General features: G+C 45.1%; 16 protein-coding genes and 2 tRNA genes. 8 read left to right on the forward strand and 10 right to left on the reverse strand.

The window, feature by feature from the left end; translation table 11 throughout:
• Positions 1 to 304 precede the first annotated feature (304 nt).
• Positions 305 to 1,831: a ferredoxin:protochlorophyllide reductase (ATP-dependent) subunit B gene (bchB, locus tag QT973_RS23370; RefSeq protein ID WP_190659189.1), complete on the forward strand. Its 1,527-nt coding sequence runs from the start codon at positions 305 to 307 to the stop codon at positions 1,829 to 1,831.
• Positions 1,832 to 1,925: 94 nt separating this feature from the next.
• Here the strand turns inward: bchB and QT973_RS23375 are convergent, their stop codons facing one another.
• Both QT973_RS23375 and QT973_RS23380 read right to left on the reverse strand, forming a co-directional pair.
• Complete coding sequence (locus tag QT973_RS23375) at positions 1,926 to 3,044, reverse strand: endonuclease NucS domain-containing protein (protein WP_333056614.1); 1,119 nt, start codon at positions 3,042 to 3,044, stop codon at positions 1,926 to 1,928.
• A 121-nt stretch (positions 3,045 to 3,165) separates the two neighbouring features.
• The gene (locus QT973_RS23380) at positions 3,166 to 3,795 is read right to left on the reverse strand and encodes a Uma2 family endonuclease (protein WP_333056615.1); all 630 of its coding nucleotides are present in this window, start codon (positions 3,793 to 3,795) and stop codon (positions 3,166 to 3,168) included.
• A 596-nt stretch (positions 3,796 to 4,391) separates the two neighbouring features.
• Here QT973_RS23380 and QT973_RS23385 point away from each other — a divergent pair.
• Positions 4,392 to 4,574, forward strand: coding sequence for a ribbon-helix-helix domain-containing protein (locus QT973_RS23385; RefSeq protein ID WP_015178554.1), 183 nt, complete (start codon positions 4,392 to 4,394; stop codon positions 4,572 to 4,574).
• Positions 4,575 to 5,023: 449 nt separating this feature from the next.
• Positions 5,024 to 5,482 carry a hypothetical protein gene (locus QT973_RS23390; RefSeq protein ID WP_333233971.1) on the forward strand — a complete coding sequence of 153 codons (459 nt, stop codon included), beginning with the start codon at positions 5,024 to 5,026 and terminating at the stop codon, positions 5,480 to 5,482.
• Positions 5,483 to 6,032: 550 nt separating this feature from the next.
• Here the strand turns inward: QT973_RS23390 and QT973_RS23395 are convergent.
• A complete protein-coding gene (locus QT973_RS23395; protein ID WP_333056619.1) occupies positions 6,033 to 6,410 on the reverse strand; it encodes a Mo-dependent nitrogenase C-terminal domain-containing protein in 378 nt (125 codons plus the stop codon).
• Positions 6,411 to 6,879: 469 nt separating this feature from the next.
• Here QT973_RS23395 and QT973_RS23400 point away from each other — a divergent pair, with 469 nt between their 5' ends.
• Entirely contained in the window at positions 6,880 to 7,470 is a 591-nt protein-coding gene (locus QT973_RS23400; protein WP_333056621.1) for a rhomboid family intramembrane serine protease, read from the forward strand.
• Positions 7,471 to 7,592: 122 nt separating this feature from the next.
• Here the strand turns inward: QT973_RS23400 and QT973_RS23405 are convergent, their stop codons facing one another.
• Positions 7,593 to 10,481, reverse strand: a complete 2,889-nt coding sequence (locus tag QT973_RS23405) for a PAS domain S-box protein (RefSeq protein ID WP_333056623.1) — start codon at positions 10,479 to 10,481, stop codon at positions 7,593 to 7,595.
• A gap of 333 nt (positions 10,482 to 10,814) precedes the next feature.
• Here QT973_RS23405 and QT973_RS23410 point away from each other — a divergent pair, with 333 nt between their 5' ends.
• From QT973_RS23410 to QT973_RS23420, 3 genes are all read left to right on the forward strand, one after another.
• The gene (locus tag QT973_RS23410; protein ID WP_333056624.1) at positions 10,815 to 11,009 is read left to right on the forward strand and encodes a hypothetical protein; all 195 of its coding nucleotides are present in this window, start codon (positions 10,815 to 10,817) and stop codon (positions 11,007 to 11,009) included.
• Positions 11,010 to 11,446: 437 nt separating this feature from the next.
• The gene (locus QT973_RS23415; protein ID WP_333056626.1) at positions 11,447 to 11,830 is read left to right on the forward strand and encodes a hypothetical protein; all 384 of its coding nucleotides are present in this window, start codon (positions 11,447 to 11,449) and stop codon (positions 11,828 to 11,830) included.
• Between the two features lie 230 nt (positions 11,831 to 12,060).
• The gene (locus tag QT973_RS23420; protein WP_015178546.1) at positions 12,061 to 12,249 is read left to right on the forward strand and encodes a DUF2949 domain-containing protein; all 189 of its coding nucleotides are present in this window, start codon (positions 12,061 to 12,063) and stop codon (positions 12,247 to 12,249) included.
• 728 nt (positions 12,250 to 12,977) lie between these two features.
• Here the strand turns inward: QT973_RS23420 and QT973_RS23425 are convergent.
• The 6 genes from QT973_RS23425 to yqeK all read right to left on the reverse strand — a co-directional run bounded on the left by QT973_RS23425 (position 12,978) and on the right by yqeK (position 16,168).
• Positions 12,978 to 13,054: transfer RNA gene (locus QT973_RS23425), tRNA-Met, on the reverse strand.
• A gap of 74 nt (positions 13,055 to 13,128) precedes the next feature.
• A tRNA-Met gene (locus QT973_RS23430) sits at positions 13,129 to 13,205 on the reverse strand.
• A 120-nt stretch (positions 13,206 to 13,325) separates the two neighbouring features.
• Positions 13,326 to 14,279, reverse strand: coding sequence for an asparaginase (locus QT973_RS23435; protein ID WP_333264493.1), 954 nt, complete (start codon positions 14,277 to 14,279; stop codon positions 13,326 to 13,328).
• A gap of 183 nt (positions 14,280 to 14,462) precedes the next feature.
• Positions 14,463 to 14,972, reverse strand: coding sequence for a CGLD27 family protein (locus QT973_RS23440; RefSeq protein ID WP_333058566.1), 510 nt, complete (start codon positions 14,970 to 14,972; stop codon positions 14,463 to 14,465).
• Between the two features lie 2 nt (positions 14,973 to 14,974).
• Positions 14,975 to 15,394, reverse strand: a complete 420-nt coding sequence (gene rsfS, locus QT973_RS23445) for a ribosome silencing factor (protein WP_333267023.1) — start codon at positions 15,392 to 15,394, stop codon at positions 14,975 to 14,977.
• A 138-nt stretch (positions 15,395 to 15,532) separates the two neighbouring features.
• On the reverse strand, positions 15,533 to 16,168 hold the full coding sequence (yqeK, locus tag QT973_RS23450; protein WP_333234292.1) for a bis(5'-nucleosyl)-tetraphosphatase (symmetrical) YqeK: 636 nt from the start codon (positions 16,166 to 16,168) through the stop codon (positions 15,533 to 15,535).
• Positions 16,169 to 17,547: 1,379 nt separating this feature from the next.
• Between yqeK and QT973_RS23460 the strand changes: the two genes are divergently transcribed.
• On the forward strand, positions 17,548 to 18,554 hold a 1,007-nt coding region (locus QT973_RS23460; protein ID WP_333392264.1), incomplete at its 3' end, for a protein kinase domain-containing protein.

Consider the following 18,554-nt stretch of genomic DNA (forward strand, 5'->3'; position numbering starts at 1 on the left):
AATGCAGAATTATTGCACCTTGTCTGGTGCGCGGCAGCGAACCCTACATTAATCAAATTTGCCTAACTCTTAAGAAAATTTTAGGAAAGATTAAGAATTATTGCCATAAAACCCAGGTAAAGTTGTTTGAATTGCGAGTCAAATGCCAAGCAGGCAAAGCGTTTGAGCATTTCCCAAATGTGTAAATCCTCAGAAACTTAGTATTTCTCAAGGATTCATCCGGTGAGAAAATCAGAAACAACCTTAAAATTTAGCAGTAATCGCCCGATCGGGCAATTCTCAACCAGCATCAGGAAAAATACCTATGAAATTGGCTTATTGGATGTACGCAGGCCCAGCCCACATCGGCACTCTGCGCGTTGCCACTTCCTTCAAAAACGTCCATGCAATCATGCACGCACCCATAGGAGACGACTATTTCAACGTCATGCGTTCCATGCTGGAGAGGGAACGGGATTTCACCCCGGTGACTACCAGCGTCGTTGACAGACACGTACTGGCGCGGGGTTCCCAGGAACGGGTGGTGGACAACATCACCCGCAAGGACAGAGAAGAACACCCAGATTTAATCGTGCTCACCCCGACTTGCACCTCCAGCATTCTGCAAGAAGACTTGGAAAACTTCGTGGAACGAGCTCAATTGGATGCCAAAGGCGATGTATTGCTGGCGGATGTTAACCATTATCGGGTAAACGAACTGCAAGCAGCCGATCGCACTTTGGATCAAATCGTCCAATTTTACATTAACAAAGCCCGCAAAAAAGGCGATTTAGTAGAAGCCAAAAGCGAAAAACCATCTGTCAACATTATCGGTATGTCTACCCTGGGTTTCCACAACCAGCACGACTGCACCGAGTTGAAGCGTTTGATGGCAGATTTGGGCATTGAAGTCAACGAAGTTATTCCCGAAGGTGCTTCGGTTCATAACTTAAAAAGACTGCCGCGCGCTTGGTTTAACTTGGTTCCTTATCGGGAATTGGGGATGATGGCCGGGGAGTATTTGCAAAAAGAATTCGGCACGCCGATGGTCGATATTACGCCGATGGGTGTGGTAGAAACTGCGCGCTGTATCCGCAAGATTCAGCAAGTTTTGAATGCTCAAGGTGCGGATGTTGATTACGAAAATTTTATTGACCAACAAACGCGGTTTGTGTCGCAGGCTGCTTGGTTTTCGCGATCGATCGACTGCCAAAACTTAACCGGTAAAAAAGCGGTCGTATTTGGCGATAATACCCACGCTGCCGCGATGACGAAGATTTTGGCTCGCGAGATGGGAATCCACGTTGTGTGGGCAGGAACCTACTGCAAACACGATGCTGATTGGTTCCGGGAACAGGTAAGCGAGTATTGCGATGAAGTGCTGGTGACGGACGATCACGGGGCGATCGGGGATGCGATCGCCAAAGCGGAACCTTCGGCAATTTTCGGCACCCAAATGGAACGCCACGTAGGTAAGCGGTTGGATATTCCCTGCGGCGTAATTGCTGCACCGATTCACGTCCAAAATTTCCCGATCGGCTACAAGCCATTTTTGGGTTATGAAGGCACGAATCAGTGCGTAGATTTGGTCTACAATTCCTTTACTTTGGGAATGGAAGACCACTTGCTCGAAATCTTCGGCGGTCACGATACCAAGGAAGTGATTACCAAGGGAATTTCGGCTGACTCTGATATGGGTTGGACGAAGGATGGACAAGCTGAGTTGAATAAAATCCCTGGTTTTGTGCGGGGTAAGGTGAAGCGGAATACTGAGAAGTTTGCGCGCGATCGGGGAATTGATAAGATTACCGTTGAGGTGCTGTACGCAGCGAAGGAATCTGTCGGCGCATAGTTAATTGTAGGGTGCGTCGCTATGAGATTTTCGATTTAGTTCGGAGATTTTCAATAGCGACGCACCCTACGGTATCTGACTAATCTTAGTAAACTTAAAATCTTTGCAACCAGTTTTCTAAAGCTAAGTCTATCAAAATTTCTAATTGTGTAGATTGGTTTGTTACCTTTGCCGGGTTTATAAACTTTTCAAAATCGTGAAACTTATAAACACTCGACACCCCTCTTTTACCTTGAGGGATATAGCCTACGAAGATCACATTCTGCAATTCATCAGCCAGGATTTGCATTCTGCCCAGAGGTGGCCTGTAACTTACTGATTGTTTATCAGGGATGGGTAGATACAAGTAAATTCCCGGATAATTTGATGAATTAGCCAGATTCATTTTTGATGAACTGCTATGACGAATTTCAGCACAAATTTTACTTTGACCGCGACCATACTTAACAACACCACTAGCAGTGATTTCCTGAATTTTCTCATGGAAACAAAGAATCTGTTCTCTAATTTTAAGAACTTTTTCCTGATGTTCAGAAGTGCATTCTGCCATAATATTAGACAATGCTTTGGGTGGTTCCGGTAAATTTGCTGCTATATCCCAAACATCTTCTTTACTGTGTTGAAACTCTGCACTAAAAACTTTACCTGTATCTATATTATTAAAATTTATAAAAAGTTTATTTTCCTCTTGAATTACCTCAAATTTCAATAACTCAAAAGATAGTTGGCTGTACTTTATATCTATTAAGTTTTGTTTGTGAAAACTAGGTGCAATCGCGATCAACCTAATAGGTTTGATATAATCTATTTCCCGATCGTATGGTTGAAACTGAATCAAATTACTATAATAACGAGTTAATTGCTGAATAAGACTTCTATCTGCCTCATTTTTTAGCTCTTGCACTACTAACTGTTTATTTTCATCTATTGCCAAAATATCGCAAACTTCTCCGTTAACTGTATGTTGACGGTTCAAAGGTGTTAGTCCAAACAAACAATCCAAGTTATCATATACAAAATCTTCCAAAGCTTTTTCACTTCCAAATCCCCATTTGTTTCCTGATTTTTTCAGTATAGTGTTAATAGCAGGAGTTCTAATAGACTTTCCGTGTAACGACCGCTGCCTAGATTTAATTCTCAACTGTTGTTCGCGACGCTTAGCTTTTTCTAGCAAATCCTCGGCTTGCATTATTCTTTGAAATGGCTTAGTCATATTAAGTTGATGAATGTAATAAATATAAACTTGAACATATCACATTAGAAGAATTCCGTCAATGAATACTTTCTAGTTTTCATCATCAACGCTTGCGTTTTCAAACCAAGTGCGATCGGCATTATTCTTCCGGGCTATCTTCTGGCTCATTTTCCGCCTCAAAATCCACCTTCTCATAGACATCAGCCAGCGCTACTTCAACTTGAAAGAAATTCAAAACTAGCGCCGCATCCTCTTCATCGTACTGACTGTACGACCATCGCTTGTTTGCCAACTTGCAATACTGCTCTACATAAATTCGCGATGGGTCAATTAGAATATACTCTTGAAAGGTCGGCAGCGTTTGATAAAACTGAAACTTATCGCTGCGATCGTAAGCTTTCGTAGATTTCGATAAAACTTCCACAATCACTTGAGGATTCATCACCGTATCCTGGCGATTATTGAAATACTCAGGTTTACCCGGAATTACCATCACGTCGGGATAAGTATAAGTTCGCTTTTTCGGCAGCCACAGACGCACGTCGCCGAAAAACACTCTATAGTCATGTTTTTTGAGGCCAAGACTTAATGCGATATAAATATTTCCAGCGATTTGATTGTGATTCGTAGTTCCACCTGTCATAGGAATAATTACTCCGTCGCGATATTCACTTTTATACTCTGCTGCTTCTTCCAGGGCTAGATATTCTTCGGGAGTGAAGTAGCGCTGTGCTGTTGGCTGTTCTGTTGCTTGTAGAATAGCTGTCACGGTTTTTTCCCCAACTCAATTGATATTTTGCGTCTAGTTTAACATTGCCCGAAAGTACGGGCGGGCTCTCCTGCCCAACCCCTACACCCCACAACAAAAACCATTCTTTGGGGAACAGGCCGGAAAGCCTGTTTTTGATAAGATTCCAACATCTACGATCGCCCTTCTCAAACCAAGGGCGATCGCACTTCAATTACTCGCCACCAAAATTAATCGATCGGATCGAAAACTAGGGTCAATTGAGCAGCAGGAAGCAGTTGTTTGAGAACTCGCAAATGACCCTCTGCATCAGACCAACTGCGAAACCGACCGACAACGACCCTTTGTAGATTTGGAAGCAAACGAACCACGATCCACGGTCTGAGACGTTTCTCATACGGCATAATAGGTGTATCTCCTTGTTAATTGGAGCCATAGCCAGTCCTTGCTTTCCACGGCGGGGGACTGGCTTTTGACTTTGCACCTGTGGTGTGCTGTACAAATTATTGCACAAAAGGCCCTCATTGGTAGCAGAAAATTACTAAAATAGCGTTATAACACCGCGATCGGCGTAAACTTGTATGATTGGGAGCGTTCACAAACAGTAAATATTGACAGTGAGCAAGCGCGTTCACATCACACTCCCCGACTACATCTATGAATCCTTAGAACTGTGGGCCGACCGGCAAGGTAGACCCACAGCTAGTTTGATCGCTTTTATCGTTGAAACGGCGGTTTTGGAAGCGAAAAAAAAGGGAGATTTACCTTCTGAACCGGAAAAGCCCAAAAGCGACACGTAAAGACTTCCCTCGTGGGTTACGGGGGCGTGTCGCGCGATCGCACTTATCAAAATTGATGAAAACTAGCATCAGCGCCCGCACTTTGCACCCAATCTTTAAAATCATTCTGTGCTTTGTCCTCGCGATCGCCTATTAGTGCATAAGTCCTCTCAGCAATCGAAAGTGCCAGTTATTTAATTGTCCGGCGGCTAGTCAGTTGCAGAGAAACTCACAAAAAAATATCATTCTCAGTAACGAACTTTCGACTATACATTCAATCCTATTGTGGGGCGGGCTTCTAGCCTGCCCCTAAAAGCTTATTGAGAATAGTGTCCCATCGCAGGGCAAACGGAAATTGCATCCCAGGATTTCCTCCTTGAGGCCAATGGCGAAAACTGTACTGTTCGATCGCCCTAATCAATCCCACTTACCTAGATTAGACGCATCAACATCTTTTAAAGGAATGACTTATGAACTTCACAGCAAGACTCACACAAACCAGCTTACTCGGTTTAATGCTATTTGCCAGCAATCCAGCGGCAACCTTGGCTTTAGGACAATCGAACACAAGCACTGCACCAACAGCGTCTCGCACTCAGTCTCCGATTGAAACCATACAAATAGCTAATGTATCCACTCCCCAAAAACAGGTTAGAGATTTTTGTGCTCGCAAAAGACAGAAAGTGGAAAACTATTTCGAGACCAGCAACTTTCGGATTTATCTGTGCTACAACCACGCCAATCAAGTATATTACTACGGCGTTAAAAAGAGTAACGGCAGCACAATTGCCCTGCGTGCTCGAACTGAAGAGGGGACTGGTTACGTGGCCACAAATGGTGCCTACGATTACATTGTTACAGGAGCTAGCCTTAGTATTTATAACAAAGGCAAACGCATTCTCCAACAACGAGTGATTCGCTCCCTTTAGTATTTAAATGCGATCAGGCTTTAGATCCCCGACTTTTTCAAAAAGCCGGGGATCTAACAGAATATCTGGCTTTTCTGCTGAGGCAGACGAAAGTTTGTCTAATTTAACCTCGAATTCAAATGACCAAGAATTTCTTGATGGTACCCGCCACGTGATTTCTCCGTGGAATCAATCCAAAATCTAAAATCTAAAATCCTCAAGCCCCCGAATTTATCTCGCGCAAGTCAATCCAAAATCTAAAATCTAAAATCTAAAATCTAAAATCTAAAATCGAATGATCGGCCCTTTGCCACATTTGAGTTTGAGGTTAATATCGTTTCCGGTTGCATCGGAATAATAAAATCGAGTCAACAGTTAACACTCAACCATTCAGTTTTTCGACTCACAGTCAACAGTCAACAGTCAACAGTCAACAGTCAACAATAATTCCGGTGCAACCGGAATTGATATAACAGGTTTCAACCACCGAATAATCTCAAAATAAAAAAACCCTCCCCAACAAGGAGAAGGGAGGGTGAAATGACAGTGAGAAATTTAAGTTTTTGCAGCATTAACAATAAGGAGTCACATCTTCGCCACATTCGTCAGCCAAATAACACAAAGCTCGAAAGCGCAGCCCAACCACTTGCTCGTAAAGCGGATTTAACTTGCACAGCGGCGGAATGGATAATAAAGTGCGATCGCCAATTTTGACTTCTCGCTCAAACGGACACTGGCTAGGAATCAACTTACACAGCAACCGTGCCAACTTTTGACTTTTAATTGCAGTGTTATCAAGCCATTGTTTTAGCGGATGCAAGGGGTCAAAGTGTGGCTTTTGACCGTAAGGCTGAGAATTTGTAGCGACATTAACGGCGGTTTCTTGTTTGCCAAATCCTACCCAATGTGGCAGAGTTCGGTAGGAGACTGTATGATCAAATACGTTCATTTTGCTCTCTTCCTCTTTTATAACGAGGTGCCAAGAACTCTCTGTAGAGCTTGTGCGATATTATCTACAATCAGTATCTACAGCATCTCGTTTTGCTTTACCGGATTGAACTTCTTAAATTAATGACTTAGGGCGAGAAAAGTAGTTCCTGATTTTTTTAAAGACGGTGTGCGCTCTAAAAAGTGTCCTCATTTCAAGCCCAACAATTGATTGAGAGGGTAAAAATTCTGTCTTCTACCTTTTAGCTTCAACCTTCGGTTGAGTCTCCTTTTGTTGTTCAATTACAATTGTGACGCATCCAGGTGAATTATCCTATACGTGAAAATGCGGAATTTTTAATAAAACTTATAATATTTCTAAATAAGCTCTGCTGCAAAAAACCCTGAAACATCGACCCAACAATCTTTGCTCGCGATCGCTCAGAAACTTCTACAATGAGAAATAATCGGTATCACCGTCCTCACCACCCATGAGTAACCCAGAAACCAAAGCTATCACCCGCGAATTGCAAAGCCACGCCGCCATTCTCGGTGGCTTCGTCTCCCTCCTCTGGATTATCGAAATTGTCGATGTATTCCTATTCGGAGGCAGGCTGAATGCCTACGGAGTCCGCCCCCGCAACCTCGACGGACTTCAAGGCATCCTGTTGATGCCTTTTCTGCACGGCAGTTTTGCTCACTTAGCCACCAATACCCTCCCTTTAGTGACATTGGGTTGGTTGATCATGCTGCGAGAAATTAGCGACTTTTTTATCGTGAGTGCGGTCACTGTGCTAGTCAGCGGATTCGGAGTTTGGCTGACTGGCGCGCCCTATTCCGTTCACATTGGTGCCAGCGGATTAATCTTTGGTTACTTCGGCTTCTTGCTGCTGCGGGGCTATTTTGAACGCAGCTTTACATCTATTTTGGTATCTTTAATTGTCGGTTTCTTCTACGGCAGTTTAATTTGGGGAGTTTTGCCCTCGCAGCCGGGAATTTCCTGGCAAGGGCATTTCTTTGGCTTCGTCGGCGGGGTATTAACAGCTCAACTTTTGGGGCGGCAGAAACGGCGAATTAGCTAGAATAAGACTGAGGCTGCATCCTATCATCACCTTGGTTTATTGCTCATAAATTATCTAAAAGCGTAGGTTTTTTGTCAATAAACCTGGTTTCTTGTGTAACAATTGCCTCCCGGAAAGCAAGACTAACTGCTGACCAATAATTCAACGCGGGCCGGCAAGCACACAGTAAAAACCGAACCGCAACCTAACTCGCTTTCAACCTGCATATCGCCACCCATCATCACGCAAAAGTGACGGCTAATCGTCAATCCCAAACCCGTGCCGCCATACTTGCGGGTAGTTGATGCGTCGCCCTGCATAAATGCTTGAAATAAATGCTGCAATTGTTCGGGGGGAATCCCAATGCCCGTATCAGCTACGCGAAAAATTATTGAGTCGGAAGGTTCTGCTATTTCTTGAGTGGTTAAGCTGTCATGTTTAACTCTTTCAATACAGAGGGTAATAGTGCCATGTTCCGTAAATTTGGCTGCATTGCTCAGCAGGTTGAGCAATATTTGACGAGTTTTGGTAATGTCAGCATACATCATTCCCAAGTCGTCAGCAACATCAACTTCAAACTTATTTGAATTTTTATCTACCAAGGGTTTGACAGTAGAAACTACCTCGTCAATTAAATTAACCGGGTTGAAAGTTTCTAAGTAAAGTTCCATCCGCCCCGCTTCAATCTTAGAAATATCTAGAATGTCGCTAATTAAAGATAGCAGGTGTTTACCGGCAGTTTGAATTTTTTGCAAGTCGGGGATAAAATCTTCGCAGCCTAAATCCTCCGCGTCTTCTGTGAGCATATCGCTGTAACCAATAATCGCGTTGAGGGGAGTTCGCAATTCGTGGCTCATATTAGCTAAAAAGGCGCTTTTGGCTTGGTTTGCTGCTTGAGCGGTTTGAGCGACTTTTTGGAATTCTTCTGCTAATTTGCGCTGGGTAATATCTTCAGCAATACCGACGATGCGGTAAATTTCTCCGGTTTGGCTGCGGACTGGAAAAGCCCGATCGCGCACCCAGCAAACTGAACCGTCCGAGCGCACTACCCGATACTCCTCATCATAATCGCCCCGCCCCTGTTTCGCAAAAGCAGCCTTGACGCGATCGAGATCCTCCCGGTGAATAGCATCCCAAAAAGCCTCCGGTTCTGACTGCAAACTCTGACAGCTCAAATTCCATATTTTCTCGCAAGCAGGGCTCACATAAACTAGCTGCTTTTGATTGGGTTCTCTAATCCAAAATACCTCATGAATATTTTCTGCCAACTGGCGAAACCGCTCCTCGCTGGCCCGCAACTGCCCCACAGCACTGTGAAATTCAGTCACATCCTGAATCAGCGATGCCACCCCGATAATGCTGCCATCAGCATCAACCAAGGTCGTATTGTACCACTCGCACAGAATAATTTTTCCGTCTTTTCTGATGTTCTCGTTAATACTACTAATTCCTCCTTGATTAGTGAGCAAAGTTATAGATAGTTGCCGGACATACTCCTTAGCATTTTCAGGAACTATGAGATCGACTCCGTGGCGTCCCATTGCTTCCAAACGGTTGTATCCAAAAATTCTTTCCGCTGACAAATTCCATTCCGCTACTTCAAAGTTTAGATTCCATTCAATCGCACCCAAAGGAGTTTGGTGAAGATGGAGAGCCAGTTTTTGCTGGGATTTTTTCAGAGAAATAATTAATTGATTTTTGTCGGCGATCGCAGATTCCACCCGATCTTCGAGAGTAGTAAACGACTCTTCCAATTGAGCGGCCATCATATTAAAAGAGCGAGCCAGGACACCCACCTCATCCTCTCGCTCTACAGACGCCATCAAGCGGGAATCTACCGCCATCCCGTCCCATTCTCCCCGGGACAAACCCTCCGCAGCCTTGCTCAGACGCCGAATCGGTACAACAATCCACCTAGAAGTCAGAGCGCCAATCACCGTTGCCAGCACCAAAGCACCCAGACACATCACCACAGTATACCGAGTGTTGGCATTAATCCTTTCCATAAAATCGGCTTCAGGAACCGTCACCACAATCAACCAGTCGAGGCCCCTGCTGTCTAAAAGCGGCGTCACCTGTAGAAATTGCCGTTGACCGTCGATCGTAAAATCTAACTGGCGAGATCTGTCAATTTTGTGCAAATCCCCGAAGCGTTCAGTCAAATAGCGGGCGGTCGATCGAATGAGAACATTCTTGCTGCTCGTTGCCACAATCCGTTTCGCAACACCATTGCTAACAATAAATGGCGGTTCCAGAGTAGAATTTGCCACCAATTGCCCAGACCTTTCTACAATAAAAGTCTGTCCTGATTTGCCAATTTTTAGACTTTCTAAGAATTGATTGAGCTTGGAAAGTGCCAAGTCAGAACCCAGGATGCCAATCAGTTTACCATCATCGCCATAAACTGGTACAGCCGCCGTAATCGCTAGTTTGGGAGCGTCAAAATAATTATAGATTTTACTCCAAGTCGGTTTGCCTGCGCGCACCGGAGCTATGTACCAAGGTCGGAGGCGGGGGTCGTAGTTGAGAGTAGTTTTTAATAGTTTGGTTGGTTCCTCCAACTCTGACAGCCCGTAGCTATGCAAATTATAGCCAGTAGATTGATTAGAAATCTGAACTTGCAACTTGCCGTCGTCGAGGCGTTCCACTCCAATAAAATCTTTTTCTTCGGATGCAAATTGAATGTAGCTAATTTTATCAAAAATTTTGATTTGTTTGTAGAAGTAGCGTTGCAAACTATCACTATCCTGCACGTTCACAATGCCAAGACGGATGGCATCGAGATTGAGCTGATTGATTTGGTGTGGCGTTTCAATATAACTGTTAATATGTTGCTGGATACGCGATGTGACTTCTGTCCGCAGTTGGGCGGCAACATCGTTGACGGCTATGCGCCCGTTCCGCAACGACAGCCACCCCGTCAACCCTACAGCAGCGAAAGTCTGGAGTGCAAAAGGTACAACAAGGACGATGCGAATTGGCACTTTGCGCGACATTTTTAAAATCGGGTCTGTCAGATATTTGATTGGCATGGTAAAGCAGAACTATTATGAACCCACAACATTCCGGTCATTCGATTTTAGATTTTAGATTTGAGATTAAAGAATTGACACCACGGATAAATCCGGGGGCTTGAGGATGCAAGGATTTTGGATTTTGGATTGATTCCACGGATAAATCACGTGGCGGGTACCACCTTTGAAATTATTGGTCATTCGATTTTAGATTTTAGATTTTAGATTTTAGATTGACACCACGGATAAATCCGGGGGCTTGAGGATGCAAGGATTTTGGATGTTGGATTGATTCCACGGATAAATCACGTGGCGGGTACCATTAAGAAATTATTGGTCAAGTACAACTTGATGAGCGCAGGTTTTGAAGTTGAGATGGTTTTAGTAGGCAAAGTGCTGTTAAGAGTTCGGAATCTGCCGCTGGCAACTGAATTTTTAACGACTGCCACCGCCATCTTAGCGCGATCGTCCGCTTGGGGAACATTGGCGATCGAGATGAATGCAGTATCAATCCTGGACTCACTCTACACGCTCATCCTATTATAGATTTGAGATTAAAGAATTAAAGAAGTAGGAAAGACTGATTCTGTAAGGGCTTGGAATTTGTCTGCCGTTGCATTTTTTTGGGAACTGGTATCTCAAACCAGGTTTTTTTAGCGTTTTGGCGGTCTGCAACGAACTATTTTCGTGAAAAACAACCGATGGATAGCCGCCCGTGCGTCCAGCACTAACTATTTTTCCACTCATGAGGCGCGCTAATCAAACCAATAGAGTTTTTGGTTGACTCATGTCTGAAATGACGTATTTTGGCGTTTCAACCCGGTTGCTGCGTCAGTTATATTTGACCGATAGCGCGATCGAAAGTTATAAGTTTTGACAGTAAATTTAATTGATATCTCCACAAGCAGCTACTTTTGATAGAGTACAACTTAATTGCGACTGGGTAAAATAAGGATAGTAGGATGCAACTAGCGGAGGCATGGATGATGAACGCAGTTATTGCTACTCTTGGCACTGCTCTCGGACTGAGCTCAATTTTTATCGGTTTGACCCCGGCGGTTCTCGCCCAACAAAGACTGCAACCAACGCCCCAATATTCGGAAACGACTTTATCGGGGGACTCGTTGAGGACTGTGGAGGACAGAACCTTAGACTCGGACTACCACAACTTGATTGGTGAACCAGAAACGGCGGCTAATTCTGCTAGAAGGGAAAGCAGCTTGGGCGACACATTTCGCCTCAAAATCGAGGGCCCATTGGAATTTATTACTACTCCTTCGGACGCCCAGCGTCAAGGAAATCCTTTACCTCCCAAACAAACCGACAGCGGTACAGAAGCGGGAGTTCAGCTTCAGCTAGGACTTTAGCAATTTTAAATGAATTCATGGGAAGCGAGCGATCGCGGAACCCAATTTTTGATTCTCGCAGTTCTTGTGACTGCGATCGCTTTTTTATCTGAGTTTTATCACCAGTTTTGTGCTGTTTCCATCACACCTGGTTCTCTATTGTGAACCTAAAATTAGACCAATTAAACTTCCGATACAGACTGATTAGCTACATATCTTTACAAAATCGCATAAAACTGGCGGTGAAGGTGATGAGAAAGGCTCAACTGATCGATTATTTGCGGGGAGAGTTGGCGATATCGAATTCGGCGATCGCCGTTGCTCTCCGACACGGCGAACAAGATGCCAGCGAACTGCCGATGGTGCTGTGGCAGTACGGGTTAGTAACACTGGAACAGTTAAACCTGATTTTTGATTGGTTGGAAGCTCAGCCGACTTAGCAAATTAAAATCCTGATTTAAAAAATATGGATATCGGATTGCAGATTTTTGACAAATAAAGCTTGCACCAACGATCGTCGAAAAGTATAGGGTTGAGTGTTTAGGTTGAGGGTGGGTCTTATTTTGTCCAAATTAGAAAAATACAAATATAAAGTATGGACACAGCAGTGCTGTGTCCTCTTTTTTGTTGCGGCCTAAAATCAACTGCTTTCATATCAAATCTGGCAGCATCGGAATTAATATTACGCACAGCTTTCGAGACGGCAGTGCCGTGTCCCTACAATTAACTCTCTTTTGTGACTTCGGGCGAGAGTATAGCGGTATGGTGCGTCGCTCATTGATAGTGGTAAATAATCAGAATTCAGGCGGCGACGCACCCTACTTTAATTAGGATCGTCAATTAAATAATTTCCCTTTTTTCTTGTGGGATGGGCGTCCCGCCCGCCCAGAAAGGACGGGCGGGACGCCCATCCCACAACAGTCATAGAAAGTGGATTTTATTTAATTCTCATCCCTTAGAATAGGAGTAGGATAATAATCTCTACCGAAAGTGACAGAAGAGGTTAATCCGGTTAGGGACGCTGCAGTACCGTGTCCTCTATTCATGTCGATCGTGCAACCGGAAAGGATATCAATCTGTCGAAGAGGCGATCGCAGACGGCATCAAACAGACGGCATAAAACAAACCCCAGCAACTTTTAGGATGCCGGGGCTTGTCTTATTTAAGTTGGTGGCGGGAAGTGGATTTGAACCACTGACCTTCGGGTTATGAGCCCGACGAGCTACCAGGCTGCTCTATCCCGCGTCGCTTTGTCTCTCTTTCGTGGTTTCCAAAAACAAAACCCTGAAACCTTAAAGATTACAGGGTTCGCTTGAATTTGGTGGCGGGAAGTGGATTTGAACCACTGACCTTCGGGTTATGAGCCCGACGAGCTACCAGGCTGCTCTATCCCGCGTCGCTTTTTGTCTCTTTACTAATATAAACATATCTTTCTGAAAATTGCAACCCCTCCATCAAAAAAACTTTTTAGATTGTGGGAGGGGTTGCTGAAATCGGCGATCGAGTCTCGATCGCCCTAAAGCATCGAAACTTCCCCGATTACCTCCAAGCGCTTGAACTCACTGAGAGTCAGGTAAGTCTCCGCCAGAGTTTCGGCGATCGTCGGAGTAATCCACCCCAACTGCTTGAGCAAGTGAATCGCCACAGCAAATTGAGCACGCTTTCCTCCATCCGTCACCTTAATTGCCAAGCCCATGCCTTCGCCCACGCGGCCAATGCACTGCACCCCTTCGGCGCCGGACTTGCTCACCAATTCCCCTTGAGTCAAGCGCATCAGTTCCGTGTCAAATTTGCCCTCACCGGCAACCATCATCGGGTGATGAGTCATAGCGCGGACAATCCGCTCCATATCCACATTGTGGCCGGAGGCTAACTGAGCGTACAAAGACGCCATTTGCCCCAACTGCAACAGATAGGTAGGAGCGCCGCAGTCGTCGCGAGCGCTGATAAACTCTTCGGCAGGCATTGCCAGCAAGTCAGCCACTTTGCCCAAAATAAGCTGCTGGACAGGATGTTTGCGGCGTAAATAAGTGTCCAGAGGCCAGTGCAGTTGCTGACAGACAGCCAGCATTCCGGCGTGTTTGCCGGAGCAGTTGTATTGCAGGGCGCTCTTTTTGCCTTCGGGAATGGGGCATTGAAGTTTAGAGGGGTCAATGTCGCAGCGCCACAGGACGTTAAATACCTGGCGCGATTGCTCGATCGTACCTTGATGGGAACTGCAAATAATCGCTAAATCTCGATCGGTCAATTCGTAGCGTTCTAAAGTGCCAGTCCCCGTCACCGCCAAAGCTTGAAAAGGCTTGAGTGAAGAACGGACAAATGAGGCCGTTTCCGAGTTACCAGCAACAGACAGAACGCGCCCGCGGTTGTCGCAGACAGCGGCCTGGGCGCGGTGCCTCGATTCCACAATACCTTCGCGCAGCAGTGTGACTTCCAGTTCGGGAGCTTGGGTTCGTTTTCCCCTTGTCATATCAATTTTAGATTTTAGATTTTAGATTTTAGATTGGGGCCGGTGGAAGTTATGAGTTGCGAGCTGCCAGTTAAGAGTTATAAAGTTAATCTTTCGGCGATCGTTTCTCACTCATGCACGGGAGTGTGCCGGCGTTGGCTGTGCGCGGCAATCTCAAAACTCAAAACTCCCGAACCGAACCGATTACAAACAACTCCAAGTTAGTCCCCCGGCAACCAGCAATACTGTCAAACCATAAAATGTCTGCCGCAGACGCCTGAGAATTGGTTCTAGTTGGTAGTTAACAATCAACTGATCTTGAAGCAAAACTTCGGGAGTTTTAGGCCAAGATTGACAATCGTACCAACCAGACTCTTCGTAGACGACCGTGGGATTTGAAAGGCGCGATCGCACGTAGAACCAACCCAAGTAGAGTCGCAGCAAAGCTAATCCTAGAATAAAACCGGCACCTGCGGCACCGCACAGGACAAACTGAGCTGGATACTTGCTTGGAGCAAAGCTAGAAGCAGCTATCGGCACCGATACCAAGCAACTCCAAGCCCACACCCAAGCTAGTTTTGCCAGGTATCCGGGCCAATTGAGTGTTACCCAGCTAAAAAACCAGGATTCTTTAAGTTCTTGGTATTCATTGATCGGTCGCTGTTCTTGCGGAACGGGACAAATAGAAGCAGAAACGTTTTTCACATTAGCCATCCTCACGGCGCGGGGGAAAAGTCAATGCGTTCGGCGTGTCCCCAGAACGCTTCTAAATTGTAGAACTCCCGCTCTTGAGGCTTCAAGATGTGAACGATGGCGTCGCCGTAGTCCATGACTACCCAACTGGCGTCTGATAGTCCTTGTGTACGCAGCGGCAAGCGTTGCCACTCTTCTTCCACTTGGTCTGCTATTGCTTGGCAGATGGCTCGTACCTGCACGTTGGAAAATCCGGTGACGATCGCAAAGTAGTCTGCCAAAAAGGATACTTCTGACACTCGGAGCAATACAATATCTACTGCTTTGCGGTCTTCGGCTGCTTGGGCAACGGTCACGATCAGGCCGCGGGCTTCGTCTGGGGAGGTGCCGTCCGTTGCTGTAGACTGGGCCCTGGAGTATTCGAGTTGGGTGATATCTGACATTAAGTGTTTAAGTTCCTAATTGATACGGTAAGAAAGAATGGGTGCGCTATTGGCTTTGGATTGTTGGCAGTTTGAGACGGGAAATAGGAGTTAGGTTGAAGCCAAAAGTAAGGACAGAATTTCTGGTGAATTTTACTTTCAACTTGTGATTTGTTCGATCGACTTCTGGGTCGAATTTCCTGTTTCCGGCGGTTCGCGGGCCATTTGCAGCGCCCAATTCCGCGTAAGTACGGTGCGGGGGTGGATGTAGCAGCGAGTTTCTAGCAAATATTTAAGAGAATAATCGCTAGTTTGCCACACGGCTGCATAAAGATTTTGCCAGCTTGCCTCGCGCAGTGCTTCTAGTTGGGCTGTGTTGCCGCGGCTCGGCTCTATGGTATCTGCTATGAATACGGTACAACTGAGCTGGCTCATGTTTGGTCTGCCGAGGGTGTGATTGGCGATTGCGTCCAAAATTTCTCGATCGACCACCCCGAATTCGTCTCTGGCGACGATCGCGCTGGCGTCTGCGTGCAGCAAATGCGGGTGTGCTTCCAACACTGAGTCTAACTCTAAACCTTCCTTCTGGGCCATTTGCAGCAGCAGTTGAGGTTTGAAGTATTTTGCCAAATCGTGCAACAAACCCGCCGATCGGGCTTTTGCTTCGTCGAGGCCGTAATGGCGAGCCAAGTCACCTGCTACCTGTTCGACTCCGAGGATATGTTTGATTCGGGCAGCAGGAACGCGCTCACAGAGCCAAGCTAGGACGTTTTCGCGCGCGGGTGCAAGTGTCAAATATTAACTCCAAAATTGTATGAGCTACTATTTTAGCGTTTTGTTTCGATCGGCTGCGGTATCGGGCACGCAGGCAGGGCGGTTTCATTTTCACGAAAATCGCGATTTTGACTCTTGTAGTGCCAAGAATTCCTACCCCCCACAGACGATGATTCACAAGCCTTGGCGACATGGGGGCAGCCACTCTTTGCTGCTCCTACAAGAGAATGAAACAGCCCTGCCCTCTTCTTTCAATTTCGCGGCGCAGAGTATAATAGAACAAAATCTCTCAAACCTTAGCTGAGTCTATGGTTAAGCCTCGCCAAGCTGATTCAACCTTGAAATTGATGGATGAGTATTGTCACTAACCTGTGGAGCATTTAAACCAGTAACGAGGCTTGTAGGGTGCATCAGGAGTGAACACTTACGCGCTTATGCGGAAAACACTTCTGTAATGACGCACCCTACTATCGTCTTTTAAATGCCGAACAGCTTATTACAGAAATCTGTTTTCAGAAGTCAGAAGCTTCAAAGCTTTTACACACATTCATGCTAGTGTAATTTTTGATATTAAACGTAAGACACTACCAGCTATTGCAGAGATAAAGGGGCTAGAAAATGCTCACGGGCTGAATCACTTTGCTTTGCTCGATTAATAGCGTTAATGGATTTTTATTCTCATCCCTTATTTTACTTGATGAAGAAGAGTAAAATATTACCCCTATTCTGCTGAGTCACAGAATAGGGGTAATATTTTCATCAGTTATTGAAGAAGCAATCCTTGTTCTAGCCACTGCTGGTAATACAAATATACGGTAGACTAGGGAAGTAAATACGCAGGGTAAGTCGGCTCAATATCACACATTTTTTAGTTGAGATAAAATCCATCCAAAAATTTTATTTTCGTCTAGTTCCGAAGTATACTTTGCTTTTGAATGGGCAATATTTGATGTAGAATGGGTTATTCAAGCATTTCCGATGAGCGAGTTCGTTAGGTTGCTAGAAGAGGGCATGAGGGCTACCATTGAGTATTTTTACCTCAAAAATATCAAGGATAAACAACCAAGTTGAAAACCTTTCCACCCTTGGGCTTAAACTGAACTACCTCAAAAAATAGCTGTTTGGGGCGATCGCCTCCTGTGAGCTTCACGACTGCTAGACGCGATCGCCATCAACATCTCAAATGAGTTATATAAACATACTTATGGATAATTTCCGCTCCAGTGCAGACAAGTTCTAAACAATTAATAATATGGCTTCAGTATCGAACGAGCTGCCTGCGTTCGTACAGAACGCCCACTGACAAGTCCAGCAACATTAGAGACCATTGAGAATTTACCAAGTTTGCTGAGTAAACTAGAGATATACTAACCCCCAATTTATTGAGTGAGGACTGGACAATGGAGACAATTACTGATCTGCCGGGGTATCGGATAACAGAACAACTCTATGCAGGATCTCGCACTCTAGTCTATCGAGGTATTCGGGAGAGCGATCGTACTCCCGTCGTCATCAAACTGCTGCGAAACGAATACCCCAGCTTCAGCGAACTGGTGCAATTCCGCAACCAGTACACCATCGCCAAAAATCTACGTCTACCTGGAGTGGTTGAACCCCTCGATTTAGCACCTTACAAAAACGCCTATGCTTTGATAATGGAGGACTTTGGAGGAGTTTCTCTGTCTACTTATCTTCCGGGAGCAACTGATAAAAACCAACCCGATACATCTCTATCTTTAGAAAATTTTCTCAACCTAGCCAGGGAACTAGCAAATATTCTCCACTCTCTCTACCAAAACCGAGTTATTCATAAAGATATCAAACCCGCAAATATTCTGATTAACCCACATAGCAAACAAATTAAACTAATTGACTTCAGTATTTCTTCCCTGCTGCCGAGAGAAACCCTAGAAATCCAGAACCCCAACACCCTCGAAGGAACCTTAGCTTATCTTTCCCCAGAAAAGACAGGAAGAATGAATCGAGCAATTGACTATCGGAGTGACTTTTATTCCCTGGGTGTTACCTTCTATGAATTGTTGACAACACAGTTACCCTTCGAGTCAGACGACCCAATAGAATTAGTGCATTGTCATCTAGCAAAACAGCCAATTCCGGTACATGAAATCAACCCAGAAGTTCCCCTAATTTTATCCCAAATTGTTAGTAAACTGATGGCAAAGAATGCCGAAGATCGCTATCAGAGTGCATTAGGACTTAAACACGATTTAGAAATTTGTCTGGCTCAATTACAAAACACGGGTAACATTGAGACGTTTGCATTGGGAACGCAGGATATTACAGACCATTTCCTCATCCCCGAAAAACTTTACGGCAGAGAAACAGAAGTAGAAACCTTATTAGCAGCCTTTGAGCGAGTCAGCAGGGGCAGCACCGAAATGATGCT

This window comes from Microcoleus sp. Z1_A1, from assembly GCF_036700305.1.
In the GTDB taxonomy this organism is placed as follows: domain Bacteria; phylum Cyanobacteriota; class Cyanobacteriia; order Cyanobacteriales; family Microcoleaceae; genus Microcoleus.

Excerpts from the sequence above, each read along its gene's own strand:
- QT973_RS23410 (WP_333056624.1), top strand. The coding sequence starts at position 10,815 with ATGAGCGCAGGTTTTGAAGTTGAGATGGTTTTAGTAGGCAAAGTGCTG.
- QT973_RS23420 (WP_015178546.1), top strand. The coding sequence starts at position 12,061 with ATGAGAAAGGCTCAACTGATCGATTATTTGCGGGGAGAGTTGGCGATA.
- QT973_RS23415 (WP_333056626.1), top strand. The coding sequence starts at position 11,447 with ATGATGAACGCAGTTATTGCTACTCTTGGCACTGCTCTCGGACTGAGC.
- QT973_RS23405 (WP_333056623.1), bottom strand. The coding sequence starts at position 10,481 with ATGCCAATCAAATATCTGACAGACCCGATTTTAAAAATGTCGCGCAAA.
- QT973_RS23390 (WP_333233971.1), top strand. The coding sequence starts at position 5,024 with ATGAACTTCACAGCAAGACTCACACAAACCAGCTTACTCGGTTTAATG.
- rsfS (WP_333267023.1), bottom strand. The coding sequence starts at position 15,394 with ATGTCAGATATCACCCAACTCGAATACTCCAGGGCCCAGTCTACAGCA.
- bchB (WP_190659189.1), top strand. The coding sequence starts at position 305 with ATGAAATTGGCTTATTGGATGTACGCAGGCCCAGCCCACATCGGCACT.
- QT973_RS23440 (WP_333058566.1), bottom strand. The coding sequence starts at position 14,972 with ATGGCTAATGTGAAAAACGTTTCTGCTTCTATTTGTCCCGTTCCGCAA.
- QT973_RS23400 (WP_333056621.1), top strand. The coding sequence starts at position 6,880 with ATGAGTAACCCAGAAACCAAAGCTATCACCCGCGAATTGCAAAGCCAC.
- QT973_RS23375 (WP_333056614.1), bottom strand. The coding sequence starts at position 3,044 with ATGACTAAGCCATTTCAAAGAATAATGCAAGCCGAGGATTTGCTAGAA.
- QT973_RS23435 (WP_333264493.1), bottom strand. The coding sequence starts at position 14,279 with ATGACAAGGGGAAAACGAACCCAAGCTCCCGAACTGGAAGTCACACTG.
- QT973_RS23395 (WP_333056619.1), bottom strand. The coding sequence starts at position 6,410 with ATGAACGTATTTGATCATACAGTCTCCTACCGAACTCTGCCACATTGG.